We start from the raw sequence: 25,645 nt of genomic DNA, 5'->3' as shown, positions 1-25,645 counted from the left end.
CCCTGGGCCTTGTGATTCTTGGCCAAGAAGAGAGGTCATGATAGTTTTGATTCAAAATTACATTTAACGGGGGCTAGAGTGTCGTATAAAAGATTGCTATTCGAAAATAAGGATCAAATTGTCACCCTAAAACTCAATCGAGCGGATAAACTCAATGCCTTCGATCTATTGATGTTCGAAGATATTTCCAAGGCCATTGATTCCATCAGCCGTGATCGTAGCATCCGAGCTGTGGTGGTTGGGGCCGAAGGCTCAGACTTTTCTACTGGGCTTGATATTAAGTCTGTGATGGTGAACAAGCAGGCTGGTTTCAAACTGCTCTGGAAGTGGTGGCCGACCCAGTCCAATCTTGCCCAAAAAATGAGCGTCGGTTGGCGAAGGCTTTCGGTTCCAGTAATCATGGCTATTCACGGTCGGTGCTGGGGAGCCGGCATGCAGACAGCGCTTGGCGGTGACTTTCGATTTGCCAGCCCTGACGCGTCTCTAGCAATTATGGAAAGCCGTTGGGGTTTGATTCCCGATATGGGCGGGAGCCTAGCCTTGCGCGAGATTACCGCTATGGATCGCGCCCTTGATTGGACCATGACATCCCGAGAAATACCGGCAATGGAGGCCCTAGAGCAAGGCTTGATCAGCAAAATTGAGCCCGATCCAATGGCAGCAGCTCAGGCCTATGCTCAGACTTTGGCGGAACGATCTCCAGATGCCTTAGCCGGTATCAAAAAGCTCTACCAATATAGCTGGCATCATAACGACGGTCGTCTCCTTGCCAAGGAGTGGTTGCTTCAATGGAAAATGTTTCTTGGCAAGAACCGTGGCATCGCCGTGCAAAAAGCACAGGGGAAGTCTGACCGACAGTTCGTGCCGCGGGCTCTTTAGGATTTCTAACTACGCAGCTCCCACATAGAAACTATCCCTTCCAATATATCAGATGTAGAGCTGGAAACTAATAAGGCAAGCTGCTTTAAGGGGTTTGACCCCTTTTTTCTCCCTAAAAACCGATCCATTTTTTACGATCCGAAGTTGCACCTAGCCTTAGTGTTGATGTAAACCCATTCTATAAAATCTAAACGGTACTATTAAAGGATGTTCGTTGTGAAGAAATCATTGGTAGGGATATTAGGGTTTTCTTTAACTTTAAGCTGTGGATCACAGCAGGCAAGTCAAGTCGATGGCCATTATGAAGATGCCACTGAAGCATCAATGGCTCGTTATGAGTATCAGCAAACCGTCGTGCCAGAGTATGCCGAGAGTCAGGGAGTTGTTATCTCTCTTCCCTTGCTTACAAGTTATGGGCGTCATGATCTCGCGCGGGAAATCCTAGACTCAGGTGTGGATACCCTGTGGATTACTGTGCCTTCTAACTTTCGTGGCAGCCTCTCATCGTCAGAGTTTAGCCGGCTTCGCCAGGTCTTGGGGCGAGATATAGACAAAGTGAAGCTGATTCCCCAGGTGACTGATGGTAGCTTGACCGTTTGGGCTAGGGATTGGGCGCCACTCGGAGCATTATCCCGCGACGGCTCCTTGCACCTTGTGGATTTTAACTACTATACCAATCGTCCTGCCGATGACGTGACTCCACAGTCTATGGGCAGAATACTAGGTACGGATCGGGTTAGCGTTCCCGTATATAACGAAGGCGGCAACTTTATGAGTAACAGCCGCAACGACTGCCTGATGACTAGTCGTGTGACAGATGCTAATCGTTATCGGGAAGTGGTAGGTGATATGGTCTTGAACGATCGTCAGATTGCGGATTACTATCGTCGCTTTGCCGGTTGTGAATCCGTTCACATCCTACCAAGGATGCCTTATGAAGGAACTGGGCACATCGATATGTGGGCCAAGTTTTTGTCTGATGATGTGGTGATTGTTGGCGAGATTGACGGAAATGTCGCGAGTTACTACCCCTCAGCGGATGATCAACGCCGTGCTCTTGAAGTGAAAAAATTTCTAGATGATCGCACAGAAGACTTAAAGAGCCTTGGCTATCGCACTGTTCGCATCCCAATGCCAGCACCAGAGTTTGAGTACTATGGAGCAGTGATGCGATCCTACACGAATTCTCTTCTTGTCAACGGCAGAGCTATTATCCCTCAGTACATTCAAAAGAGTAGTTTCTCTGGCAAGGAGTACATCGACCAAAAACGAATGGCTGCGATGGAAGCAGAAGCTCTTAGAATCTATCGGAGTTTTGGCTATGAAACAGCATTCGTTCAGTCGGATCGTTTGATTGCTTCTGGTGGTGCGGTGCATTGCACCACGATGCAGATCCCACGCTAACGTCGCGCTAAGGGTTGCACCTCAAGGGCTGCAACCCGAGCGCAAAGTATGATATCATAAGCTTTACCCTCGTTAACGATTCTAAGAAGGGTAAGACGTATGATGGAGCTTTTAAGCCAAGCCAGTGCTTGGGATGCCGTAGCTATCGACTACGATCGGGTCAATCGCCAATTTATGCTGGAATTTTCGAGGAGCGCCTTAAAATCGATTTCTTTGCAGGCTAATTGGAGAGTCTTAGACGTGGCCTGCGGACCAGGAACAACATCCCTATATCTTTCTGAGTTTGTTGACCAGGTGGATGCCGTCGACTTCTCTCCTAAAATGATTCAAGTTCTTAAACGGAATATCAAGGCTGAGCATATTGACAATATCTTCCCCATGGAAGCAAATGGCCAAGATTTGCCGTTTGATGAGAGTCGTTTCGATCTCGTGGTTTCAATGTTTGGCCTGATGTTTTTCCCCGAACGCTTACAAGGTTTAAGAGAAATATATCGCGTTCTAAAACCTGGAGCACCCGTGGTTCTATCAAGCTGGGCCTTGGCTGAAAAGTCCAGTTTTATGCAAACCCTTGGTGCGGCGTTCGCATTCTTTCACGATGAAGAGGCAACAGGTGGAGCCTTTCCTTGGAGCGAGACTGCAGACATCAAGAGTGATCTTGATCAAGTGGGATTCAACTCGGTACAAATCGAAGAGGTCTATCACGAATTTGAGGTGGGGCCAATAGATCGATTTTGGGCCAACATCGTGAAAGGCTCGGCGCCATTGGTAGATCGCAAGCAAAGGATGACACCAGAAGAATGGGGCGGCTGTGAAAATCGGGCGCTCGAATACCTCAAGAGTCATCTCCATGAAGAAAGTGTCTTAGGAACGACCGCTTGGATTATTACAGCTCATCGTGACTAGACTCATTTTGCTGATCGAGTTGGGGGAAAACATGCCTGACTTTATTCCAAACAAAGTCTCCGTAGGTGCTTTGAGGGTTAAGGGTATGAAGCTTGAGGCCATCCCACCGCTCTGGATCATTCTGGTTTGGGACGGCATCCCCTAGCAAGGCTTTATCAATTGGCTGTAGATTGGCGGTCCAGCATGGATCATAGAAGTAGGGTAGGGAGAGGCGATCCCCTCGGGCTTGGTTCTTGACTCGGTGAGGCGTTGCTCGGAAGATGCCATGGGTCCAGAACTCAAGCATATCCCCAATGTTAATGACAAATGTACCGGGGCGCGGGGGAATAGCAAGCCATTCGCCATTCCGGCTTTTAGCCTCTAGGCCGCCGCTCTCATCTTGCTTTAGAATTGTCAAAAAGCCCATATCGGTGTGCTCGCGAACTCCCCACTGGTCGTCCTTCTCTTGCCACTGGTGCTCGGGATAATTGAAGATACGGAATAAACTCGTAGGTTCGGCGAAGCGTTTGGCAAAGTAGTCTTGCTCTAGGCCCAAAGCTAGAGCAAAACCTCTCATCAGGGCTTCTCCTAGAGATTTCATTTCTGCCATATAGCTTCGTACAAGCTTAGGAAAATCCTCTAAACCTGAAGCTGACGGCCACAGATTTTGGCCGTGGAGAGGCCAACCGTCTTGAACCCCTTGGTGGTCCGGTGAATGCTCTTCTCCAAAATAGATACCTTCCTTCTGATCTGGAATACCAGATGTTAGCTCATCGCCAACGGGAAAGTAGCCACGCCAGGCATAGCCAGAATGTTTCATGTGAAGGGCCATTTTTTGTTCCTTGGGAAGAGCAAAAAATGCTTGAGATAACCGCAAGATATCTTTGATCATGGCTTCTTGAATGCCGTGGTTTTCAATATAGGCGAAGCCGATAGTTTGGAAGGTTTGGAGGAACCTTTGAATGATTTCGGGAGTCGGCGTTTGAGTCGTCGAAAGTAGTCTCCCCACATTGAGGTTTGGAATATCATCAGCGTTCGTCACTGGCTTCGCCCCCACTTGGAATGTTTGAAACCTTAACACTTGCATACAACATCGATAAGAAGTCCTTATTTGAATAGGAATCTTAGGAAGAGTTTAAGGTAGTTAAGTCTAGCTGGCAATCAAGTAGCTTTGGCATGAAAGTTGGAAATGTTGATTTGTGAGACTTCCAAAGTGAGGTAGCTATGATTAAAGGTCTAGTGTTTTCAATGCTCTGTCAGGTGAGTGTCGCCTGTGTCTCAGGATCAAGTGGTGAGTGGGTTCTGGCGGACGGCTATCGATCCAAAAATCCAAAGAGCAAGTTCAAGGAAGATCGAAAGGAGTGCCAACTGCGAGTGGCAGAAGCTCAAGAAGAAGGCTTCAGCAAGAAAGTATCCCGCATGGCTTTTGATCATTGCATGCAGCAAAATGGTTGGACCGAACGGTGAGCCAATAATTTAAGAGGTTTTTTTTAAGTAGGTAAAGGCCTTTGGTACATCCTGAGATAAAATTACCGACTGAACGTTATCATCGAAGGCCCCTGCATCCGACACGGCATCAATAATGGTGTGAACTTGTGTATGCTTGATCATCATCTTACACCGCTCACGGGCTGGACTAACAACATTGTGTTCTTCATCTCGTTGCAACATCCTCATTTGCTCAATAGTAGCACCGGAACACCCAGCTTTCATTGCAGCCCTTACCAGATTGACTCCTTTACCGGAGTTGCAAATAATATTCAAATCAGACCCATCAAGGTAAGATCGCTTCTTTGCCGGACTGTGCTCGATTTCATTGCGTCGCCATTCGACACTGCCGTAGAGTGAGTCGATAGCGCTGATGATCTGATCGGTGCTGGCAGCTTGGTACTTTGATCCCAGAGAGAGTTTGGTATTAAGAATTCCTCTGTGAATCGGAAATGTGTTGATGAAGCCACGGCCTGGAAGATGAAGGCGGCCTACGGCGATCAGTGTTTCTACCACATCGGAAACATCCCATTTTGGAACAATCAAGCTAATGACTTCCTTTTCGGCAGGAATGGTGACCCGTAGAAGGCCGATCTTCTCTCTCAGGCCCGTTCCGGTTCCATACACAACTGTTGGCACTCCAATTCCCGACTCAAGAATGATCCTTGCTATCTGATCGGCCTCTCCTCTCTGCACAATGCAGCAGATTCCCATAAGATCATTGAGAAGAGGCACCTTGCTTTTAGTTTTAAGAATATTGATGCCGTGAGGCTTATAACCGTCATAACTCTTGAATAAGTGGCAAGGCTCGCTGAATACGGCACCCATACCAGGAAAATGAAGCTGGCCGACTGTTGAAATCATATTAAGGAGGTCAAATTCGAGCTTCTCTTGGACATATAGGTTTAAGATCTTCACCGGGATACTAAAGAGCGATCGTCGGCCCGTGACGAGGCTAAGTAAAGAATGCTGCCGCGACATGATAGGGTTTCGACCATCTTGCAAGTAAATATGGGAAAAGCCTGACTCCTGCAGCTTGTCAATCACCATGGTGGTGTTGCTTTGGTTTAAGATCGCTGTAATTTTCGAGACCTTATAGCTATGCATTAAGCGCTCTCGTCCATGGCTTGTTGTTTCTGACTGCTATCTTGGCTTTCCGTCGCCGCTAGGGTTTTCTGGGGCTTGTCCTTCTTTTGCTTGTCATTTGAGCTATGGTCCACTGATTTAAATGGTGAACTAGATACGCTGGATATCTGTTTGGATTGAACCCAAAGGCCCACACATAAGACCACCAGAATGGGGCAGACAGAGGCCATGGCTAGTATTCCAAAACCTTCCACAACTCCCGACTGGCCACCGATGCCGAGGCCCATGGCGATCACTAGGGGAACGGTAATGGGCCCTGTAGTAACTCCTGCACTATCCCAGGCAATATTGACAAAGCTTTCCGATGAAATAGCCGTCAGAACCAGTAATATCAGGTAAGGAATGGCCAGAAGAAAAATGATGGGTACATTCCATACGATTTTTACCATTCCAAGGGTCAGGCCCAAGCCAACTCCGAGAGCGACGGAGTGCATCAGTAGGGTCTTCCGTAGCGACCCTGCGGTGAGGTTTTCCACTGTGTTTCCCAATGCATTCAAAGCAGGTTCAGCGAGTGTTGCGCCATAGCCTAGGATGAAGGCAAAAATTAGAATCACAATGGTGCCGAGGCGATTTTTGGTATCGCCGAAAAGCGGTCCACGGGTCGTTCTAAATGAATAAACTTGTCGGATAGGGTCGAGTTTTGCGCGGTCATAGGGGACCCTAAGGTACTGGCCGCCATCTTCTAAGTAAAAGAAACGCTTTGTTTCTCCCTTAGCGGTGGAGGCTGCGTACACCATATCCTCGCTAAAATTTGAGATGTGCCGCTCGTCATCAAGCTCAATGGTCTTGTAGGCCGATGGTAAAACATGACCAACTTGCCGACCGATGTTTGCAAGTCCTAATTCGATGCCAATATTAAAGATAGACATTCCAATGACCGCGAACAATATCCCGAGGCCAACTTCATCACCGTGCGTGAGTCGTTCGCGAACCCAAAGGGTGAGAACCAGTATCATGCCCAAGCATAGCGGCAAGATCGCTTGCATCGCGCCTAGAACCCCTTGGCTCAGTACTCTCCAGTGACTTTCTCCTCTTGTCTGAGCTTCCAAAGATTTTTGGGAACTTTCACCGACATAGCTTTGATAGTGGGCTTCATCCTTGAACAAAACCATGACAGCCTCTTTTTTCTTCGGGTCAGAAAAGGCCTTCTTTGTCATCGTGTTGGGAGTGGAGGGATTTAAAATAAAGCCTAGTGCTAAGACCATCCCAATGGGAAAAAGACTCGCCAAGGTAACGACACCAAAGCCACTGGTCTCCGATCGGTCGCTACCTGTCATCCGACTAATCCCGACTCCTAGGGATAAAACTAGGGGAACAGTCACCGGTCCTGTGGTAACAGCACCGCAATCCCAAGCAAGGCCTAATATCGCGGATAGCTCTTTATCAAGGGATGCAATAGCTGTCATAAGAAGGATCGAACTGACACCTATATATAAGGCTGGCTTCAGTGAGAAGTGATAGATAAATCGCAGAACTCCCATGGAAACAGCTAAACCAACGCCAAGCGAAACGAAATTTACCAGTATATGAGTGTCTTTGTTAAGGAGTCGGAAAAGTAGGGGAGCCTCCCAAGGAGTGACATCCTTACCAGCAGCTCTAAGTATGCCAATGGCTGGTTCTGCAAAGGTTGCTCCCATTCCCATAGCGAAGGCAAACACCATAATCATCGACAGGTGGGCTTTCCGCGGTAGCTTTAAGCCCAGCGTTTCTCCTAGAGGCATCAGCCCTAGAATTAAGCCTTCCATAAAAAACGCTAAACCCACGATGACGAGCCCCAAGCCGAAGACCACCTCAGAGGCATCATTGATCGGGGTTCCGAGGATGAACACCTGAAAGGAAAGCATGTATGCGACCACGATAAAGACTGCCTTCACCTGCTCCATCAGGCGCTTCCGGACGTAGGGTAGAAGTAGGCTTAAGGTCTCGCGGTGACTAAACATGATCTCACTTTTTGCGTAGATTGGTCTAATCACGTATCGGCTGGAGATTCTTTGATTTGAGAATCGCTGGGAAAACTATTGCTCAAGACTACCAGAGAAGCCATAATAAGCGGTCAATAAATCATGTAATATTGAGACTATTTTTAGTTTTGTAAAAGCCTTCCGTAGAGGCTTCGTAGTCCAGCTGAAACGGCTGGCAAAGGTTTGATGTTTTTTCAGACGAGTGCATAAATTTACGAGTTGGAGGACCTGTGGCCCATATCCTAAGCAGTTCAATACGAGTTTTCTGGGCCGCAACGGCTCTCAATTTGATAGGCAACCTATTAGGATACAAGGAATTGGCCATGATGACCAAACCTTTCCTGCTTATCACATTGGCTCATTACACCTGGTATGCGTTAGCCCCCCAGGGGCGTTTGGCATATGCAATGACCATAGCCCTGCTATTTTCATGGTTGGGAGATATTTTTCTTCTTTTTGATAATACCCAAGTCTTCTTCATACTGGGCTTACTCAGCTTCGCTTGCACTCACATCCTTTATACCGCCATATTCCTATCTTGGGGCCGAGGGAAGGGGCAACAATCCCTGGGGGGTATTGTTTTAAGCACAGCTCTCAGTCTAAGTATTCTTATGTTCTCTATTCTGTATGGCAATTTTTTATGGGAAAAGACGGGTGACTTTCGGATTCCTGTCCTGGGGTATATCATCCTGATCACAATGATGGCCATAGCTGCATCATGGCGCTTTCAAAAAGCTCATCAGCGAAGCTTCGCTTGGGCCCTACTGGGCTCCTTGTTATTCGTTCTATCCGATTCGAGTTTAGCTTATGGCAAGTTTGTGAGTCCCTATCCTCTGCAAGGATTTGTGATCATGCTAACATATATTCTTGGTCAATGGTGTATCGTCAAAGGAATTGTCGCTCATGAAAGTTAGAAATGTAATTTGCTTGGGGCTTCTCACCCTTTTGAGTTTGCAAGGTGCTTGTCAAAAAAGCTATCGGACAGTGAGTATCAGCCGTGGTGGGGTTTTACTTGAGTCCAAGCCACGGGACCACTGGCCAACAGAGGCATGGCAAGTGGTTGAGCCTTCTGCCGAGCAATGGGATCTTAAGAAGCTCAATCAATTTGTCGACTATGCCTTTGCAAAGCCTAATCGAACCGATGGTTTGCTTGTGATACATGATGGCAAAATCATCGTCGAACGATATCAGCAGCCTTATTCTCAGAATAGCTTGCATTACACGTGGTCGATTTCAAAAAGTGTATTCGCAACACTGATCGGTATCGCTGAAAAGCAGGGCATACTCAACCGAACTCATATGGTTCAAAGATATCTCGATGAATTCAAAGAACCAAGCAAACAGACCATTACCATCGATCATCTATTAAGAATGGAAAGTGGCTTAGGTTGGACGGAAACCTACGAATATGCTCCTTTGTATTCAACCGTAGTCAAGATGCTTTATACGGAAGGTAGTAGCGACATGGCAAAGTATGCTAGCAGGCAGCCTATGGAAGCACTACCCGGGGAGTATATCAAGTACAGTAGCGGCAGTACTAATGTCTTAAGTGCGGTCTTAAGGAATGCCCTAGCGGATGATAAAGCCTATGAAAGCTATCCATGGAGCCAATTGTTTGAGCCTTTGGGGATCACAACGGCTGTCTTTGAAATGGATAAAGCGGGGGTATTTGTTGCCTCCAGTTACTTGCATATGACAGCTCGCGATCTGGCAAAAATAGGCTTCCTCTACTTGAACGATGGCATTTGGGAAGGCGATCGATTGCTACCTGAAAGATGGGTGTATACAGCAACAACTGATACCATGCAGGCACGGGTGGTTTCTCATCGTAGTGCGTATGGTGCGCAGTGGTATATGAACTTTGCATTAAGCGAAGATCCCGACGATCGCAAGTTTCCGAGCGTGACACAGAATTTGTTCTGGGCTTCGGGGCATTGGGGACAATACTTGATGATCCTTCCTGAGCACGACATTGTTCTTGTTCGTTATGGAGATGATCGCCGGCAAAGAATCAATTTAGATGGGCTGCTTAAACTACTAATTGAGGCCAAGCTGTCATGATACGAGTCAGAACATTCTTGGGAGTGATTGTTGGATTAGTGATGGTTCTGCTTATTTGGCTGATGCTAAATTGGTCAGATATCCAGCTTCTACAACGAACAGCGTCCGCCTATTATGCCAAGGAACTTTGTACCTGCTTATTTGTCTTGGAACAAGATGAAAGCTACTGTCATAGCTACACCAAGCAGTACGTAGCTCTAGACGACCTTAAGGTGGTGAATGAAGGAAGCCTGAAGCGGGTAGAGGCTCAAGCCCTAGGAATCAAAAGGACAGCGGTTTGGCGAGGTGCTAGACTCGGCTGTCACTTGGAACGCCCGCAGGGGAGTCAGGGTTAGCCTCGTTTGAACCAAGATCTTTCCTGTGACACACTAGAGCCGGTCTCAAACCTGCCTATTGGCTCATTTAAGTGCCCATGGTTTTTGGTATCAACTGGGAGAGTTGTTCATGGCAAAAGAACGAAAACATGTTGTGATTATCGGCGGAGGCTTCGGCGGCGTCAATGCTGCAAAAATTCTCGGTCGTGGTAAGGAGTATCGTGTCACCATCATTGATCGAAGGAATCATCACCTATTCCAGCCGCTGCTCTATCAAGTGGCGATGGCGGCTCTAAGTCCTGCAGAGATAGCCTATCCCATCCGTAGTCTAGTGCGACGATATCCGCATATTGACGTTCTACTCGATGAGGTTGTCGATCTCAAGCCAGACCAAAAAGAAGTCGTGACGAAGACGCGCTCGATTTCTTATGACTATTTGATTATGGCTTGCGGCTCCAATCATTCCTACTTTGGCAATAACGAGTGGGAAGAGCACGCCCCAGGATTAAAAACTCTTGGTCAGGCCACAGAAATTCGTCGCCGAGTGTTACTAGCCTTTGAAAAAGCAGCTAATGAAAAGGATATTGAAAAGCAGCGGCAGTTTTTGACGTTTGTTATCGTCGGAGGTGGCCCAACCGGTGTGGAACTAGCTGGCTCGATTGCTGAGTTGAGTCGGCTTTCCTTTAGGAGAGACTTTAAGAACTTAGATACTTCACGAACTCGGGTCATTCTCTTGGAAGGGGCACCTCAGATTTTGAATGCTTATCCAAAGAAACTTTCCTATAAGGCGGCTCTTGCTCTTGAAAAGCTTGGTGTTCAAGTTTGGACCAATGCGATGGTGACGAAGATAGAGAGCAAGGGTGTTTATATCGGTGATGATGAATTTGTTAAGACTTCCACGGTGCTTTGGGCTGCTGGGGTCGCGGCTTCACCCTTGAATAAAAAGCTTGGCAGCGAACTCGATCGCGGTGGCCGGGTGATTGTCGGCCAGAACTGTCAGGTGGAGGATCACCCGGAAGTTTTTGTGATAGGTGATCAAGCTCACTTTAAAGCCAAGAAGGGAGATACGCTGCCCGGGCTTGCTCCCGTTGCTATCCAACAGGGGCAGTACGTTGCGAAGTATCTCAATCAAATGGCTAAAGGCAAAAAAATGGGGCCGTTCCACTACATTGACAAGGGACAAATGGCAACCATTGGTCGCAATAAGGCCGTGCTGAAAGCTTTTGGTATCGAGATGAGTGGTATGATTGCGTGGTTTGCGTGGCTATTTGTACATATCCTTTATCTGATAGGTTTTCGCAACCGCATGGTAGTTCTGTTTCAGTGGGCCTGGGCATATTTAACCTTTAAAAAAGGTGCGCGTTTGATAATTGATAAAGAATGGCGTACACACTCCCGTTTGGATGCTGATATTTAATGAAAACTAGGCCATGCTTGCTTTTGGTTAAAATGACGTATTTCGGGTAAGATTTGGTTAATTCCACCAGCAATTCTAAGGTTGGTGGGGTGCTTTCCGATGGAAACTCGGGTTCTTCCTTGTTTCTTTGACCGATTTTTTGGTAGTAGAGTTAGTTATTGCCGAACATGGCGTCGCCAACTGGGGGATCGGAACCCCATGCCGTATAATCGATTGAACTTGCCCCGAGAGGAGTATGACGTGCGACAATATTTGGATCCTGAGCTGCTTAACTTTGCGTCGATGATAGTGAGGGAACAAATTGAGAAAATGTCCATAAAGTGGAAATTTAACGGAAAAAGTGTCATTCGAATTGCTAAGATGGCCGTCGCTAAGGACAAGATTCAGGATGAGGCATGGATTCGTACTCAGCTAAAACAAGCTCACAAGAAAGAATTTGAAAACTATATTGAACACATTGCTAAACGGGATGGTTATTTTCCGTTTATTCAGTTTCGAAAAAAGTCATATTTGGCGTTCAAGGAACTATATGGAGAATGGCCTTTCGTTCTCATGGAAAAGAGCTTGGAAGACCCAGCTCGCATCGGCCCAGCTTGGGCAGCTCAGTTCATCGGTGCAGTGACGGCAATCGGCGTTCAGGAATGTGAGAAGGCAGAAAATCTATTCGAGTTTGTAACCCAGCATCCTGAGTTCGAGAAAGCAAAGGATGAGAGGGGTCGTTACCAAGACTTCCTCAACAACTATCGCCCCATTTAGTTTTGCAAGGGCTCACAAAGGGCCCACTCCCCTCCTTCGAAACAGTCTTTCCATCAACAAAAGATCGGTAAAAATTGCATCATGTCCTTTTCTTTATCCACCGATATTCAGGGTAGAGGAAAAGTAATGAAATTTATTTTCAATCTACAGCGAAAATATCTTTTTATGATGGTCGGCTTCGTAGTCGCGTCGCTGGCGCCGTCGGGCTGGTTTCTGATGTGTCGCCTTTTTAACTATGAAGCAACTCATCAGGGTATCTACCTCTATATGTTTTTATCAACAGCTATTTCTCTAGGAGCTTTTGGTTTTATTGTTGGTTCTTATCAAGATGTCCTATTTCGATTTTTGGAGCAGGACAATCTAACTATTCTCCTTAACCAAAAAGCTTTTTTTCGCAAGGCAGACCACCACTACCAGCTTGGTGTTCGCTACAAAGACTATCTGTCTGTGATTATGATGGACATCGATAATTTTAAAGATGTGAATGATGATAATAATCATATGGTGGGTAGTGCAGTTCTGAAAAAAGTTGGCTTCATAATCAGTGAAGGCCTGCGCGAGACAGATGTTGCTGCACGATTCGGGGGAGATGAATTTGTGATTTGTCTACCCCGTACTGACTTGGTCATGGCAGGAGTCGTCGCGGAGCGGGTGCGGCATGTGATTGAGGCCACAACTTTCACCTACAAAGAATTTAATATCAAAGTGACCGCAAGTTTTGGTGTAGCTGCAATGAAGTGCACAGCTAATGGTTCCGTGGAGATGATTGCGGAACGGGCTGATCATCTTCTTTATAAAGCTAAGGATGCGGGCCGCAATCAGGTAGTCTTGGATGATGATCCCGCATTCTTTGATGTGGAAAAGCATGGTGCCTAACTTGTCAATTGAGTCTTTGTACAGAGATGCGCGGTAGATCCAGTGCTATCACTCAAAGCTTGATCCACTGGGGTTTTCCTACCACTTGCGATGATGAACTACCAAATGGTTATAAAAAATTTACTTTAAATTTATCAATGCCTGGCCTAAGACTATGCTTTAGACATCAAATTGAAAGCTTGTACGAGAGCCTGTTTTGAGACGAGCTCTTTTAATAGTCTAGTTCTGAGGTTCAGCTATGCGCTGGCTAATGTTAGTTAGAATCTGGGTCATGGCAATGGGGTGGTCCCTAATCTGGTATATGATTCCTAGGGGACCATGGGGAACCTATGCGCTATCGTTGCTTGGCCTATCTTTTGGTACGTTTACATTCGGTTTCTATCACACTAGTCTTCTGGAATTGATCATTGCTGGCCACCATGAATGGTCCTGGTTAGAGCAAAAAAATCTTTATGGTGGACTGATTTTGGGGTTTGCGCTTCAAGGAGTCAGTTTACTGATCCTGATGGTCGAACTCCGTCGCCAAGTCGTAGGTTGGGAGGCGGGGCTCTATGGCTTGTCGATCTGGTTGGGTTTGAGCGCGACAGTTAAGCTAGTTCCTGCCAAGAGGAGAGTCAAGAAGGCTGAGCCTAGAGCAAAAATCTACCATATTCCTAGAAATAGTTAATTTTTTCCTTGCGTGATCCCAGGGACTCATGCATTATCTTTCCCACTCAAGGGGGTATAGCTCAGTTGGTAGAGCATCAGATTTGCATTCTGAGGGTCAGCGGTTCGACTCCGCTTACCTCCACCAAAAAAGCCGAATAGCGATGAGCTATTCGGCTTTTTTGTTTCGAGCCTTTCAAGCTCCAGCGGCAATTGCACACTAATCTATGTGGAAGCCGATAGAATCATAACGGTAAACTTTTTAAAAATTTGCTAGGGAATAGAGATGAAGAAAACATTCAGCTTCGCATCGTCAAATAAGAAGCCCGAACGACAGGTAGATGCGATTAAGTATGAAATAAAGAAGTATATAGGCCGAGAGCGCCGGAAAACACTCCCAGAAGGTGCTGACTACTGGGACTTTGATTGTAAGATTGGAGTATCTGAGGATCGTGCCGCGGCGATTCATATTGCAGAGATCAATAAGGCTATTAGTAGGATATTTTCGGAAAATGAAGAGGGCTTTTACCTAGAGATTTTAGCGAAGCCTGGCAAACGAACTCGCAAGCCAGATGGTGGGAAGAGCGAAGAAGAGTAAAACTGTTCGTTGTCAAAACCGTTTTTTTGAAGCCACTGATCGGCAAGTATCGGTTAGATGGCTTTGTCATTAACGGGTTGTCTAGTTTGATGGATGTCCAGCATCGAAGTCCATTCGGTAGTTTCAACGACTTCCACGTCTCCCCTAGCAATATGATCAAGATTTTTCACCACGTGATTGATTCTATCAAGAGCTACCATCAGTCTTTTTCATAAGGTCGGGATAAACGCCTCGCGCTTCATCATGAGTTTCAGATAGCCGATCATAATCGCTAACGACTTGTTAAGTTCGTGGTAGTAGGTGCTCACCTACCGCTGTATCTTCTCTTCTTGACCAATGTTCTCTGAGGTCGTGTGATTCTTTAAGTGAAACCCCGTATTTGAATCATTACCGTTTCGTTTTTCTTGCTCCTGATTTTTATCTGGAGATTAAGCTGTTGACTGCATGTTTATATCACAAGATTATGAAACCATTCTCGCTCCATATAAATAAATTTAAAGACTATCAACAATGTTTATTCTCCTAAAGTCGCAATCCAACCATCGCTACTTGAGTTGCTTATTGGTAATGGCAACTTTCAGCCACACACTTTTTGCAGCAACCTCAGAGAATCTGCAAGACCTCATGGAGCTATCCGCGGAGGAATTGCTTAGCACCAAAGTTAGTACGGGTAGCTTACGTGAGTCCATAGGTGCAAAGTCCGCCTCTGCTGTCACGATTATTGACAGAGCAGATATTGAACTTACCAGTGCAAGAAGCCTTGCTAACCTGCTGGAGCAACACGTGCCTGGATTGTTACTGATGACTCATTCCGAAGGCAGTAAGATCGGTATTCGAGGCCTAATAGCTGCAGAAAACTATAAGTTGCTCCTCTTGGTCAACGGAAAAAATATCACGAACATGGTATATGAAGGAGCGATTCTTGAGTTAGACAACTGGGACCTTCAGGACATTGAACGGATTGAAGTTGTTAGAGGGCCAGGGTCAGTCACTTACGGTACTGGTGCCATAGCTGGTGTTATAAATATCATAACTCGCACGGCTAAGGCGAAGCATCAATTAGTTTCAAGCGAACTGACTCATGTGCTTGGTCCTAATAGCCGAGGGCTCAGTCTATCACTAGCTGACTCAATCAATCGTTCCGATGTTTTTACCTATTTCTCCTATAGAAAAACTGATGGGTATCAGGAGCCGCAGTATTATAGGGACTTGAGCGATGGATACCTAGAAAACCCTCAAGCTTACCTAGCTGATGGTTTAACCAGGCCACAGATCAAGGCTCTGATCGATATAAGGCATGGCAACGAGTGGAATGTATGGTTCCGCTACACCCAATCTGGTCAGACTCATCATTTCAACCCTCAAATAGTTTTAAGTGATCTAAATGGTAATCCAAATGAAGAAGTATCTCGTCGGCAAGTAGGTATCAGGGGAGCCATTGCCAGCTTCAATCGCAAGTTTAGTCTCGCGGAGAATCAAAGCTTAAAAACAGAATTTAGCTTTGATAGCCAAGAATATATACGTTATCGAGTGCGAGCAGAAGAGTATAGAATATCAAGCTCAAATAATATTGATCAATATGCGTTTTCTCAGAATAGAAGCTCCGCGTCGCTGCTCTATCAGGGGAAATTTGATCGTACTGAACTCATTACTGGCTATCAAATGAATCACATTACAGTTGAAGCTCCATGGGGAAAGAGTCGTGATCACATATGGATCTATGAGGGTGTCGATTTTCTAAGTGATGTTGAAAAATCTGTTTACTTACAGAACCCAGATCCGCGGATCGATCGGTTACCGACCGCAGAAACCGCAGAGGAAATCGGTTCAGGTCTGGAATTCATAACCCATTCTCACCTTTTGGAGTCGATTTTTAACCCCTCAGAAAGGTGGCATCTTATCTATGCCCATCGATTGGATATACCTGACATATCCGATCCTATGTTTTCTCCTCGCCTGTCGCTGGGCCTGCAAGTTAACGAAACTAATTACGGCGTTGTAACAGCACAGCGGGCGTCGCGTATGATGCCACTCAGGGCGCAGTATCTGAATCATAAATACGAAGAGAAATCCAAGCATGAAACTATCGACGGCCTCGAAATTTCCTTGACCAACACCTCCATTCCAAAAACAACTGTGAATTTTAGGGCATTTTATAACAGAGTGCACTCGGTTGGATTTACGGGTCAAAATTTGGAGCTGCTAGCAGATCTAGGGCTACTTGGTCTTGAGCTTGATGCCGCTTACAAAAGTTATCATAGGGAGTTTCGTTTGAGCCATTCGTTTCTCGATCCAATTAGTGTCGACATGAACGAGGGTTTAAAAGACGGCACAAACCGCAATAACATCTCTTTTGCAGACTACTACTATCAAACAAGAGGTGATGTTCCACTTCTCTTGGAAAGCTACGGAGATGACTTAAATAACTGGTCGAATCAGTCCACAAAGCTTATGTATATCGAAAACCTACTCAATAGACGTCTGCGATTTCTGGCAAACATGCAAATCTATTGGAATTACCAAGGTTCATACGATGAGATGGGAATGTACGAGAATGCCTATGCGAATTTTGATACCAGTGTTTTGCAGGACGCTGAATTGGAAGCTTTTGAAAGCCAAAGACTTGATTTTTTGGAAAGGAAAAGAAACCTTGAAGCGAAAGATGCCTATCAGCTGGACTACAGTCTTAACCTAGCTATGAGTTACCTTTGGCAGTCCTCACCCAAACTTGAATATCTGGTCACGATTTTTGGTGAAAATGTCTTGCAGAGTAAGAAGCGCTACTACGTAAGCACCGGTTCAAGCAATACTTATCCGGACCGACTTCAGTTCCTAGAAGAGCCTGTGAGTTTTGGAATTCGTCTTAGGGCTAGCTTTTACTAGGGGCTGTTGACGTCTCTTTGAAGCCCCGAAAAAGCCCTAGATAGCAGAAGCCGCCCTCATTCCATTGGATGTTATTCAGAATGGCAATGCTACTAAGATCCAGTGAAAACAACTAGTACTAATATCCAGGTACACTATTTCGTGCTAAATAGAGTTTGCAGCATGTCAGCGGATCCAAAACTTAGGGAGATCACAGTGCAAGATGGAACTTTTCGAAAAAATATAAAAGTTGGCGACGTTGTTGAAGTGGTACAAAAGCATCATCAGCAGTCAGGTGAACTGACGCAGGGAGTGGTCTCAAAAATCCTAACGAACTCTCCGCAGCATCCCCACGGAATTAAGGTGAAGCTAGAGACCGGAGAGGTGGGGCGTGTGAAACTTGTCCACAAATCTTAGTTATTTGGTAGGTTCGCAGTATGTCCTTCCATGGGGCTCCATTATTTGTCAGTATAAATGAGTTACCAACTCACTTGTAGGAACGCACGCCATGTGCCATGGGTTTCTAGCTTTTTTATTTAGCTTTGCTTTTTTTCAGGCAAAATTGCAAGGATCTGAGAAGACATTTCATGTAGTTGTAGCAAGCTCTGATGATGGTTTTCCACCATTCTCCATTGCCAGTGGCAAGTCAGTGACGGGCGGAATCATCAAAGATCTGTTCGACTCACTCTTGGAAGCTCGTGGTCTGAACTTCAAGCCTATAATCATGGCTGAAAAGAGGTTACACCGAGAACTCAAGGCAGGAAGAATCGAGGGAGCGCTGACTACTGAGCAATGGGTAAAAAAACCGGATGGTTACTTTTTCACTGCTCCTATCATCCGTGTGAGAGATGTCATATTTGCTCATAAGGGTCTGAACCTTGATAATTTTACTCTTGCGTCTTTAAAAGGGAAAAAGCTCGGAGTTGTTCGCGGGTACACCTACCATCAACGAGTTGAGGACCTGTTTCGTGGGAAGCAAGTCCAGCGGATTGATGCCAAGAGTGAGCAGCATCTGATCAAGCTCATTAGCTTAAAGCGGATCAACTACGCACTGGTTACAGAAAGAGTCGGTTGGTGGATTGCCGAGGCGACTCAGCTTGCTCCTAAGATCCACAGCTCGAAAAATGACTTCGGCAACTTTGACTACAAGTTGCTCTACCATGGCAAATACCGAGATGAGCTGAAAGGGTTCGATCAAGAGATTAAAGAGCTAGGAAAATCTGCCTTGCAAGAGGTCCTCAGCCGCTACCGCCACACACCGTAACAAGCATCAAACGCTAGGCGATGCCTTCCTACGAATGATCAGATTAAAGCTTGTATACTTAAGAGGCTCATTGCCTCCACCTTCAGCTAGCGACGTTTTATGGGTAAGTTTACCAGAGCATTTTATTACCTAGTTATGTGGGTCATCAGTCCGATGGCGACTGCGGAGCCTGACTACGATCACATGAAAAGCCAGCTAGAAGCCTTCGAAAAAGAACTAAATATCTATCTTCCCGAGGACTTCCTTACATGGGAAGCTGACCGTAGCTTGCAATGGCTGAATCAGGAACTAGAGAAAACGTCAGACGGATCGCTTCGCTACTACATGACCTATAGAGAGATCTTTAGGATTCAGTTCTATAAGAGCAATCGGGAAAAAGGCAGTGAAATCTGCACTTCCATTGCAAGGCCGAAGCCTTTCGACATCAAGTATCGTTACTGGTGTACAGAGTCCTTAGAATCTAAAATTAGCAATAAGCAAGCGATCCAACAACATCGAGCTACGTTTCGCGATGCAGTCGCTATGGATCGTCACGATCTTGCAATTGAACTGATGATGGCGATTGGTTGGTTACAATCCCTGGAAGGTGACATTGCCGAAGCTCTGGCGTCGTTTTTGAAAGTTCAGGAAATGGTTCCAAAGGAAGACACATTTCAGTTGATAAATGTCGAATTCAACTTGGCAACTCTCTACATTGTCCATGGCGATGATGAGTATGTGGGTAAGGGGATCGAGATCTTAGAGAACATTAGAACGTTAAGTAAAGAAAGACTCAAATCAGCGCCTGGTCCAGAGGCAAAATCTGAATACGATGATATAGCAAAGCTAGCTTCATTCAATATCGGAATTGCGTACACGCTTCATCTTTATGACTATCAAAGAGGCTACGAAAACTTTATGAAGTCCGCTTTGAAGCCTGAGTATCAACTAGGTTCCTGGAGTTTCGCTGCCTTAGCTGCATCGGAGTTAGGGCGATATGAAGATTCTAAGGCGCTTTTAAAGAAGCTTGAGTCGCTGCTGAGCATTAGCAAAGTAAAAGGTGGTTATCATGCCTGTTATCAGGCACTAGCAAGGCACAACTGGGACCCTGAAACCAGCTTAAAATCATGCTTTGAGCTACATCCCAACACGACCATCGAGGTTTTAACCGACATCAATAAAAGGCTAGTGAAGCTGAAGGGAGAAGCTGAGGAGTTATCGGCATTAAGGCAATTTGTGCAGATGTACGAAGAAAAAATTGAGCCTGAATTCCGCAAGCGTACAGCTCGTGCAGCCAGTAATAACGAATTAAGACGCCTCGAAATAGAATCGTTACTCAAAGATGAAAAAATTAGGTCTGGTGAGACGATTCAAAACTTGCTTTACCTGGTAAGTGGGGCTTTCGTACTTCTCCTCGCTGCATTGTTCTACATCATAAGGGCCAATCGTTTCATCAAAATCCAATCAGCAGATATAACCCAGCAGAAGAAAGACTTACAGCATGTTCTCGATCACATTGATGAGGGCATCGTTGTGATCGATCGAGCGGCTAGAATAAAGCCTGTGTACTCGAAATATTCCCGTGAACTTATTGCAGATCGGCTAGAATCATTCACCTTGGAGCAACTTTTTGAAAAGTTAGGTTTGGGTAACGATGATACTTCCCGCTGTCGCGAGGTCATGCGCAGCGTTTTAGGAGAAGAAACGTTTTCCTGGGAAGTGAATGCACTACAGTTGCCCGACCAAATCCTTTTGAATGACCAACCGCTTTTTCTGTATTGGACACCTATTATCGAAAATAGCCATGTTGAAGAAGTTATCATGTCTGTTCGGGATGCGAGCGAGTCGTTGAGGTTGCAACAGGAAACGGAAGATAAAGAAAGGTTGCTGACAGTGATCCAAGCAGAATCGGTTGGCTATGACTTTTTAGAACACATGAAACAGCAAATCAATGAGCTTAAATCCTTTAGCTTCGATCAATCATTTCAACATGTATTAAGGCTAGCACATACAGCTAAAGGAGAGGCCAGAAGTCTTCGCTTTAAGCGATTGGTTGACTATCTTCACGATAGCGAACAAGCCCTTTTATGTCATGATCTTGAAAGCTTAAGGAAGATTGGAAGCAAGCTTCTAGAGGAAATTGCTAAGTATCGTGCTGCATACCATTTGATCTGGGCGAGTAAGCCAGAGAATCGAAGCCAGAAAAGTATTTTTCCAATTTTGCAGAATTTTTTTGTCGATGCTGAAGAAAGGCTAAAAGAAGCTGGCTATACGCTTCAATCGAAAATCACCTACGAGTGGTTTTCCCTTTCTGATAAAGAGTGGGATGCTGTGAATAAAATCCTTAGCCACGGTATCAGCAACTCGGTTGATCATGGATTTATTTTCAGTAGTCAAATTGGGGAGGATGTGAAACTTGCAGAGATAGAGGTTCGACTTTGGACAGAGGGTGATAGGGCTTTCTTGGAGCTTTCTGATCGTGGTGGCGGGATTCATTGGCAAGCACTTGAGAGGAAAGCTGAGAATCTAGGCCTTCAAAGTCCGAGTCGTGAAGAGCTGACTCGTTTGATTCTTTCAGATCAAACCACATCTATGGAGGCAGCGACGCTGACTAGTGGCCGTGGAGTGGGTTTGGCTGTTGTGGCTGAGGCTGCCAATGCTCTGGATGCTCGCCTGAGTTTCACGGATCGTGAGGACTCACAGCCCGGAAGTGTTCTAAGAGTTTCATGGAATCGAGATTACATTCTGAAACAAGCCGGATAGTAAGATTTTGGGAATTAGCCTTACTCCTAGTCACTTTGGGTCACAAAGTTGTGATTGCTTGACTTCAAAGAGAGACAATTTGGATGCCAAATTTCTCAATAATGATAGCATCCTATATCTTTTACACTCCTGTCCTTTTTTCTTTACCGATAGGATGATTAGGAATCAGTAACGATCAATTAAGGCCTATTCATGGGAATGTTTCGAAACCTTGTCCTTGCTACATTGAGTGGTATTTTTCTTGAAAGCTGCTCAGGACAAGAGTCTTCAATGAGCAGCGATTCTTCCATTAGTTCGTCGCAGGCAGACGCTGAAGTTGTGAGCAAAGATTTAACTAGCGATAACAGTCTAGAGAATGCTATCGCTGAGGATGAATCGAAAGCCGAAGGCGAAAGTGCCCTTGCGGTGGAGCCGGTGATGGTTGGGGGAGCATTCCTCAACTGTCAGGTGACAAGTTCCTTGCAATGCCGCTTGGATACCAAGGATGAAGAGAATATTGAGATTCCTACAGACTTCAAAGTGAGTTTCTATGGCGATGATATACCGCTGAGTTTTCAAGAGTTAGCTGAAGGCAACTATCGTTGGTCTATCGACATGGCTGATCTCAATATCTTCAAACTTAAGCTCGTCTTGGCGACAGGGCGTACCGAATACACCTATGAGACTTTCCTTGAGGCCAATCCTATTCATGTAGGTGATGGTACCAACCAACAACAAGGATGCAGTACTAATATCGCAAGAAATGCGATGTCTGTCGGTAACAGCTACAGTCGGGACATCGAAATCTCAGTGACTCAGAACTATCGATTAAAGATCTTCTCTCTATGTGGAGTTGCAAGGGCTAACGATTCGTTCATCGCCTTTCGATCGAATCTAGACGATAGTATCGTGGGGATGCAGTTTCTAGAGATTAGCCGTCGCGGTCCCCGCGACTATGTTTTAGAGTTTGACCAATTACCAGCTGGTTCCTATACGCTAGATGTTGTGGCTGGTGATGATATTGATATAGATGACCTCTTCTTCAATGGGATCGTTTTTTCGCAGGTTGCCAAATAGGCTTGTAGCTCAACGAAATTCAGTAAATTTATCTTCGACTGATGGGTGAATTCTAGGATGAAGCCCGTACCTCCCATTAAGTATTTAAATATATCTTTATAAAATTTATGTTATCTTTACATTTGGGCGGTTCTCGCTTACCATCAATTTACATTTTTCAAAGCAAATAGCAGAAATTAGGGAATCAGCATGAAGACCTTGGTCCTTGCTCATACTCATGACATACCCCTGCCTCCGGCGCCATCCCGTGAGCAACAAGCAGCGGTGAAAGCTTATCGTCACGATCAAACTCAGATCGAAGTTGACCTACTTTATCCTATAAACTCAACAGGGGCAGAGCAGAAAAAAATTAAGGCGGAGCTGTTTTTCTACGTTCCAAATTCCTTGGGAGAACTTTCCAAGGTCTGTGATAAATCTCAATTCTATCGCGGTATCACCAATTACTTTCGCTTTAAATCACCCGACTTGAAGCGACTCAATATCAACATTTTATCAGATCTTAAAGACTATCTGCGCGTGGCTAAGCAAGTAGCACTGAGTTCTGATGAAGTGAGCCGCTATAGCAAAGAGGTCAGACTTTTTGCCAGTGGTTTGAATCGCATGCTTAAGGATATCCAGCAAAACTTAGGGAATCATCATGATTCTCAGCTCCTCGATGAGTTACTGGGTCTCCAAGCTGATGTTACCTGGTTTCGTGATCACATAGTGGATCCACTGAGGCAAGCCAGGCTTTGGTTACCCAAGGATCTTAGAAAGATCGTTTTGCTTTGTGATGAATATATTTCAAACCGTATCCACTATAGCTTATCTCAGGAGTTTAAAACTCTTAAATCAATGGCTGGAGAACGATCGAAACTTTCGCGTTCCATGCTGGAGATTCTGAAGTCTGAAGCTGATTATCGAAAGTCGATGAATAAGGTTTTTTTTCTAGGGGGTGATGAACCATCGGATCGTGAATACTTATCTTATCGGGATAGTCTGCTAAAGAAACATGTGTCGCGACCACTGTATATTGAATCAAATCGGCGTGCTCAAGGCAGCGTATACCGTAACATGGTCGCAGCCTTTGGTGCTGCTCTAGCAGCATGCTGGACCACAGTTATGGAGTTAAAAGTCTATAGGGAGTCTCTAGGGGAAGATATTGGACTCGAATTTTTTATGGTCGTTGCCATAGGTATTCTTATTTACGTTTTCAAGGACCGAATTAAGGACTTGAGTAAGGAATACTTCAATGAGAAGCTGAAAAAACACCTTCCTGATTACAAATCTGACTTGACTCATCCAGATCTTCGTTCACGAGGCAATCGCTTAGGGTTCTATGAGGAGTGTCTCAGATACATCAAAAGTGATCGAGTTCCAGATGATATCAAATTTGTCCGCAAACTTAAGGGCAGGCGGGATATTGAGTCTCACCATCTTGAGTCGGTGATTCACTATGAGAAGAAAATCTGTCTCGAACAAAAGTTGATCTGTGAGGCGTGGCCTGATGCACATTCAATCAAGGAAGTATTTCGATTCAATCTTCATGATCTATTGAGGAATCTAGCCGACCCTCTCAAAAACCTTACTGTGTTTGACGTAGAAGATGGGCCAGTAGATCTTGGAGTGCCAAGAAACTACCACATTAATATGGTTATTCGAGTCAGTACTGACGAAGATATGAACATTCTGCACTACCGTGCGGTAATCAATAAAACTGGTATCCTCAGATTGGAAGAGGTCGTGTCATTTGGTGAAATCCAAGTCGATCATGACTGGTGGGAGGTAGTGAGTAACTTATGAATATCCATCATTTTATGAATATAGCGGCTGGTTTCGGTATTCTGCTTTTCAGCCTACGATACTTCACTAGCTTGATTGAGCGTGGCAACCGAGCGACTTTGAGTCGCTACATGGTGCAGCTAGCTCCCAGCAATTTTAGAGCTTTACTTTTAGGAATCGGATTTACGGTTTTGGTACAAGCCAGTAGCGTCACAATTATTTGTGCTATGAGTTTGGTTACGGCTGGCTTACTTAGTTTGAATCGCGGTATCATGATGACTCTGGGAGCCACCATTGGCACTACGATAAAGGGTTTAGTACTGTTCGGCAGTCTTGGTCAAGTGAGTGCTTGCTTTGTTTTCTTTGGAACCTTGGCAAGCTTTTATTGGCGTTTGAGCCCTAAAAGAGTTCTAGCCGATAGCAGTATTATCATTGGAATTACAATTTTTGGCTTATCACTGGTAAAAAACTCGTTGGGTGCTCTAGGCGAGGATATGCTGCTTAGCCATTTGCAGCATCAGGAAGGTAGTTTTGGAGTCGGTGGAGTGCTTTTAGGGATTGGCTCAGGAGCATTGCTTAGTGTCATGCTGCAATCTTCAAGTGCTATTTTGATGACGTCACTGGATATGGTGCATAATGGTAGTATGTTAAGTCCAAGCGCAGTGAGTTTGATCTTAGGTGCCAATATTGGAACCACATCAACTGCACTTCTTCTTTCCCTATCTTCATCCCAGAATGGTAAGCGAATTGCATTGGCCCATGTGATCGTAAAAGTCATCGGGGTGAGTATGTGTGTGCTGTTTTTTAAAACTTTTATGACAATCAGTCACCTGGGGGCGCAGTTGGTGCCAGGACTAGAAAGTCGAGGCGCCGACTTGGTTTCGACTAGCAATACCTTATTCAATGTGATTAATGCGGGAGTTTGGTGGCTATTTCTGCCTCTATTAGTGCGCTTGTTGGAAAAGCTCATTCCTCATCAAAAAGAAAGTATCTCGCCGATCGTATCTTCGGAGTTACAAAAAGTATTGATCAAGCTGCCAGAACACGCGTTTAAGGAGCTGCGGAAGGAGCTTTATCGCAACCTTCAAGTGATTCGAGATCTCAGAATGAAGCTCCGTCATGGGCGAAGGGATTGGCGGGAAAGCTTGAATGAAACTTTTAAGAGTCGACAGGATATTGTGAAGATGACCTTGAATCGCCTTCTCAAGGCTCACAGATATGATAAGGTTGTCAATGCTCAGGCGATTCGTCTGCTTAACCTGCTAGCCGAAATCGAGATCTGCTACGAGATCGTAGCGAGGTTTGCTAAGCAGATGGACGAGTTTGAAGATTTAAGCAACGATCGATCGCTGATCCTTGTGAATCAGTTTCAAGAAGAGTGCGATGCAGCACTGGAAAGGCTTCATGAGCAACTACAATCATCAGAATATGGTGATGAATCAGTTGTTCAGCAGGAAGCAGATCCAAGGTTTCAAGAGCTAGAGAAACGAGTTTTCAGCAGCGTAGGATTCCTCAAACAGATCCAAGGTTAGC

At 45.4% G+C, this 25,645-nt stretch carries 23 protein-coding genes and 1 tRNA gene; 20 read left to right on the top strand and 4 right to left on the bottom strand.

What is annotated here, in order from left to right:
• The first annotated feature begins 78 nt into the window (after positions 1-78).
• The 3 genes from B9N89_RS15500 to B9N89_RS15490 all read left to right on the top strand — a co-directional run bounded on the left by B9N89_RS15500 (position 79) and on the right by B9N89_RS15490 (position 3,186).
• On the top strand, positions 79-879 hold the full coding sequence (locus B9N89_RS15500; protein ID WP_132320117.1) for a crotonase/enoyl-CoA hydratase family protein: 801 nt from the start codon (positions 79-81) through the stop codon (positions 877-879).
• Between the two features lie 216 nt (positions 880-1,095).
• Positions 1,096-2,283, top strand: coding sequence for an agmatine deiminase family protein (locus B9N89_RS15495; RefSeq protein WP_159455402.1), 1,188 nt, complete (start codon positions 1,096-1,098; stop codon positions 2,281-2,283).
• A gap of 99 nt (positions 2,284-2,382) precedes the next feature.
• The gene (locus B9N89_RS15490; protein WP_132320121.1) at positions 2,383-3,186 is read left to right on the top strand and encodes a class I SAM-dependent methyltransferase; all 804 of its coding nucleotides are present in this window, start codon (positions 2,383-2,385) and stop codon (positions 3,184-3,186) included.
• On the opposite strand, the gene B9N89_RS15485 is transcribed toward B9N89_RS15490, so the two are convergent.
• A complete protein-coding gene (locus tag B9N89_RS15485; protein WP_132320123.1) occupies positions 3,167-4,252 on the bottom strand; it encodes an isopenicillin N synthase family dioxygenase in 1,086 nt (361 codons plus the stop codon). The genes B9N89_RS15490 and B9N89_RS15485 overlap by 20 nt on opposite strands.
• A 137-nt stretch (positions 4,253-4,389) precedes the next feature.
• On the opposite strand from B9N89_RS15485, the gene B9N89_RS15480 reads away from it, so the two are divergent.
• Positions 4,390-4,632 (top strand): hypothetical protein, encoded by a 243-nt coding sequence (locus B9N89_RS15480; protein WP_132320125.1) that lies wholly within the window; start codon positions 4,390-4,392, stop codon positions 4,630-4,632.
• A 9-nt stretch (positions 4,633-4,641) separates the two neighbouring features.
• Here the strand turns inward: B9N89_RS15480 and B9N89_RS15475 are convergent, their stop codons facing one another.
• Entirely contained in the window at positions 4,642-5,760 is a 1,119-nt protein-coding gene (locus tag B9N89_RS15475; RefSeq protein ID WP_132320127.1) for a hypothetical protein, read from the bottom strand.
• Positions 5,760-7,739: a DUF1538 domain-containing protein gene (locus tag B9N89_RS15470; RefSeq protein WP_143478197.1), complete on the bottom strand. Its 1,980-nt coding sequence runs from the start codon at positions 7,737-7,739 to the stop codon at positions 5,760-5,762. The genes B9N89_RS15475 and B9N89_RS15470 overlap by 1 nt, the downstream gene beginning before the upstream one ends.
• A gap of 344 nt (positions 7,740-8,083) precedes the next feature.
• On the opposite strand from B9N89_RS15470, the gene B9N89_RS15465 reads away from it, so the two are divergent.
• The 9 genes from B9N89_RS15465 to B9N89_RS15425 all read left to right on the top strand — a co-directional run bounded on the left by B9N89_RS15465 (position 8,084) and on the right by B9N89_RS15425 (position 14,427).
• A complete protein-coding gene (locus tag B9N89_RS15465) occupies positions 8,084-8,674 on the top strand; it encodes a lysoplasmalogenase (RefSeq protein ID WP_132320131.1) in 591 nt (196 codons plus the stop codon).
• Positions 8,664-9,821 carry a serine hydrolase domain-containing protein gene (locus B9N89_RS15460; protein ID WP_132320133.1) on the top strand — a complete coding sequence of 386 codons (1,158 nt, stop codon included), beginning with the start codon at positions 8,664-8,666 and terminating at the stop codon, positions 9,819-9,821. Before B9N89_RS15465 ends, B9N89_RS15460 begins: the two co-directional genes overlap by 11 nt.
• Positions 9,818-10,156 carry an amidase gene (locus B9N89_RS15455; protein WP_132320135.1) on the top strand — a complete coding sequence of 113 codons (339 nt, stop codon included), beginning with the start codon at positions 9,818-9,820 and terminating at the stop codon, positions 10,154-10,156. The genes B9N89_RS15460 and B9N89_RS15455 overlap by 4 nt, the downstream gene beginning before the upstream one ends.
• Positions 10,157-10,265: 109 nt before the next feature.
• Positions 10,266-11,552, top strand: coding sequence for an NAD(P)/FAD-dependent oxidoreductase (locus B9N89_RS15450; RefSeq protein WP_132320137.1), 1,287 nt, complete (start codon positions 10,266-10,268; stop codon positions 11,550-11,552).
• A 240-nt stretch (positions 11,553-11,792) separates the two neighbouring features.
• A complete protein-coding gene (locus B9N89_RS15445; RefSeq protein WP_132320139.1) occupies positions 11,793-12,308 on the top strand; it encodes a hypothetical protein in 516 nt (171 codons plus the stop codon).
• A gap of 126 nt (positions 12,309-12,434) precedes the next feature.
• Positions 12,435-13,184 carry a GGDEF domain-containing protein gene (locus B9N89_RS15440; RefSeq protein WP_159455401.1) on the top strand — a complete coding sequence of 250 codons (750 nt, stop codon included), beginning with the start codon at positions 12,435-12,437 and terminating at the stop codon, positions 13,182-13,184.
• Between the two features lie 250 nt (positions 13,185-13,434).
• Positions 13,435-13,851, top strand: a complete 417-nt coding sequence (locus B9N89_RS15435; RefSeq protein WP_132320143.1) for a hypothetical protein — start codon at positions 13,435-13,437, stop codon at positions 13,849-13,851.
• Between the two features lie 50 nt (positions 13,852-13,901).
• Positions 13,902-13,977 (top strand) — tRNA-Ala (locus B9N89_RS15430).
• Positions 13,978-14,115: 138 nt separating this feature from the next.
• Entirely contained in the window at positions 14,116-14,427 is a 312-nt protein-coding gene (locus B9N89_RS15425; protein ID WP_132320145.1) for a DUF6172 family protein, read from the top strand.
• Between the two features lie 53 nt (positions 14,428-14,480).
• On the opposite strand, the gene B9N89_RS31905 is transcribed toward B9N89_RS15425, so the two are convergent.
• Positions 14,481-14,627, bottom strand: a complete 147-nt coding sequence (locus B9N89_RS31905) for a hypothetical protein (protein ID WP_234996117.1) — start codon at positions 14,625-14,627, stop codon at positions 14,481-14,483.
• 310 nt (positions 14,628-14,937) lie between these two features.
• Here B9N89_RS31905 and B9N89_RS15420 point away from each other — a divergent pair, with 310 nt between their 5' ends.
• From B9N89_RS15420 to B9N89_RS15390, 7 genes are all read left to right on the top strand, one after another.
• Positions 14,938-17,310, top strand: a complete 2,373-nt coding sequence (locus B9N89_RS15420; protein WP_132320149.1) for a TonB-dependent receptor plug domain-containing protein — start codon at positions 14,938-14,940, stop codon at positions 17,308-17,310.
• Positions 17,311-17,472: 162 nt separating this feature from the next.
• The gene (locus B9N89_RS15415) at positions 17,473-17,706 is read left to right on the top strand and encodes a YwbE family protein (RefSeq protein WP_132320151.1); all 234 of its coding nucleotides are present in this window, start codon (positions 17,473-17,475) and stop codon (positions 17,704-17,706) included.
• Positions 17,707-17,797: 91 nt separating this feature from the next.
• Positions 17,798-18,553 (top strand): type 2 periplasmic-binding domain-containing protein, encoded by a 756-nt coding sequence (locus tag B9N89_RS15410; RefSeq protein ID WP_132320153.1) that lies wholly within the window; start codon positions 17,798-17,800, stop codon positions 18,551-18,553.
• Positions 18,554-18,652: 99 nt separating this feature from the next.
• A complete protein-coding gene (locus B9N89_RS15405; protein WP_132320155.1) occupies positions 18,653-21,295 on the top strand; it encodes an Hpt domain-containing protein in 2,643 nt (880 codons plus the stop codon).
• Positions 21,296-21,565: 270 nt separating this feature from the next.
• Positions 21,566-22,351 carry a hypothetical protein gene (locus B9N89_RS15400; protein WP_143478195.1) on the top strand — a complete coding sequence of 262 codons (786 nt, stop codon included), beginning with the start codon at positions 21,566-21,568 and terminating at the stop codon, positions 22,349-22,351.
• A 189-nt stretch (positions 22,352-22,540) separates the two neighbouring features.
• Positions 22,541-24,133 carry a hypothetical protein gene (locus B9N89_RS15395; RefSeq protein WP_132320159.1) on the top strand — a complete coding sequence of 531 codons (1,593 nt, stop codon included), beginning with the start codon at positions 22,541-22,543 and terminating at the stop codon, positions 24,131-24,133.
• Positions 24,130-25,644, top strand: a complete 1,515-nt coding sequence (locus B9N89_RS15390) for a Na/Pi symporter (protein ID WP_132320161.1) — start codon at positions 24,130-24,132, stop codon at positions 25,642-25,644. Before B9N89_RS15395 ends, B9N89_RS15390 begins: the two co-directional genes overlap by 4 nt.
• The last annotated feature ends 1 nt before the right edge of the window (position 25,645 follow it).

It is taken from the genome of Pseudobacteriovorax antillogorgiicola, from assembly GCF_900177345.1.
In the GTDB taxonomy this organism is placed as follows: Bacteria; Bdellovibrionota_B; Oligoflexia; order Oligoflexales; family Oligoflexaceae; genus Pseudobacteriovorax; species Pseudobacteriovorax antillogorgiicola.
The sequence above is the reverse complement of the archived record's forward strand: the minus strand, read 5'-3'. Positions and strand labels throughout refer to the sequence as shown.

Coding starts and splice junctions, on each gene's coding strand:
- B9N89_RS15490 (WP_132320121.1), top strand. CDS start 2,383: ATGATGGAGCTTTTAAGCCAAGCCAGTGCTTGGGATGCCGTAGCTATC.
- B9N89_RS15485 (WP_132320123.1), bottom strand. CDS start 4,252: ATGCAAGTGTTAAGGTTTCAAACATTCCAAGTGGGGGCGAAGCCAGTG.
- B9N89_RS15480 (WP_132320125.1), top strand. CDS start 4,390: ATGATTAAAGGTCTAGTGTTTTCAATGCTCTGTCAGGTGAGTGTCGCC.
- B9N89_RS15475 (WP_132320127.1), bottom strand. CDS start 5,760: ATGCATAGCTATAAGGTCTCGAAAATTACAGCGATCTTAAACCAAAGC.
- B9N89_RS15470 (WP_143478197.1), bottom strand. CDS start 7,739: ATGTTTAGTCACCGCGAGACCTTAAGCCTACTTCTACCCTACGTCCGG.
- B9N89_RS15465 (WP_132320131.1), top strand. CDS start 8,084: ATGATGACCAAACCTTTCCTGCTTATCACATTGGCTCATTACACCTGG.
- B9N89_RS15460 (WP_132320133.1), top strand. CDS start 8,664: ATGAAAGTTAGAAATGTAATTTGCTTGGGGCTTCTCACCCTTTTGAGT.
- B9N89_RS15455 (WP_132320135.1), top strand. CDS start 9,818: ATGATACGAGTCAGAACATTCTTGGGAGTGATTGTTGGATTAGTGATG.
- B9N89_RS15450 (WP_132320137.1), top strand. CDS start 10,266: ATGGCAAAAGAACGAAAACATGTTGTGATTATCGGCGGAGGCTTCGGC.
- B9N89_RS15440 (WP_159455401.1), top strand. CDS start 12,435: ATGAAATTTATTTTCAATCTACAGCGAAAATATCTTTTTATGATGGTC.
- B9N89_RS15435 (WP_132320143.1), top strand. CDS start 13,435: ATGTTAGTTAGAATCTGGGTCATGGCAATGGGGTGGTCCCTAATCTGG.
- B9N89_RS15425 (WP_132320145.1), top strand. CDS start 14,116: ATGAAGAAAACATTCAGCTTCGCATCGTCAAATAAGAAGCCCGAACGA.
- B9N89_RS31905 (WP_234996117.1), bottom strand. CDS start 14,627: ATGGTAGCTCTTGATAGAATCAATCACGTGGTGAAAAATCTTGATCAT.
- B9N89_RS15420 (WP_132320149.1), top strand. CDS start 14,938: ATGTTTATTCTCCTAAAGTCGCAATCCAACCATCGCTACTTGAGTTGC.
- B9N89_RS15415 (WP_132320151.1), top strand. CDS start 17,473: ATGTCAGCGGATCCAAAACTTAGGGAGATCACAGTGCAAGATGGAACT.
- B9N89_RS15410 (WP_132320153.1), top strand. CDS start 17,798: ATGTGCCATGGGTTTCTAGCTTTTTTATTTAGCTTTGCTTTTTTTCAG.
- B9N89_RS15405 (WP_132320155.1), top strand. CDS start 18,653: ATGGGTAAGTTTACCAGAGCATTTTATTACCTAGTTATGTGGGTCATC.
- B9N89_RS15400 (WP_143478195.1), top strand. CDS start 21,566: ATGAGCAGCGATTCTTCCATTAGTTCGTCGCAGGCAGACGCTGAAGTT.
- B9N89_RS15395 (WP_132320159.1), top strand. CDS start 22,541: ATGAAGACCTTGGTCCTTGCTCATACTCATGACATACCCCTGCCTCCG.
- B9N89_RS15390 (WP_132320161.1), top strand. CDS start 24,130: ATGAATATCCATCATTTTATGAATATAGCGGCTGGTTTCGGTATTCTG.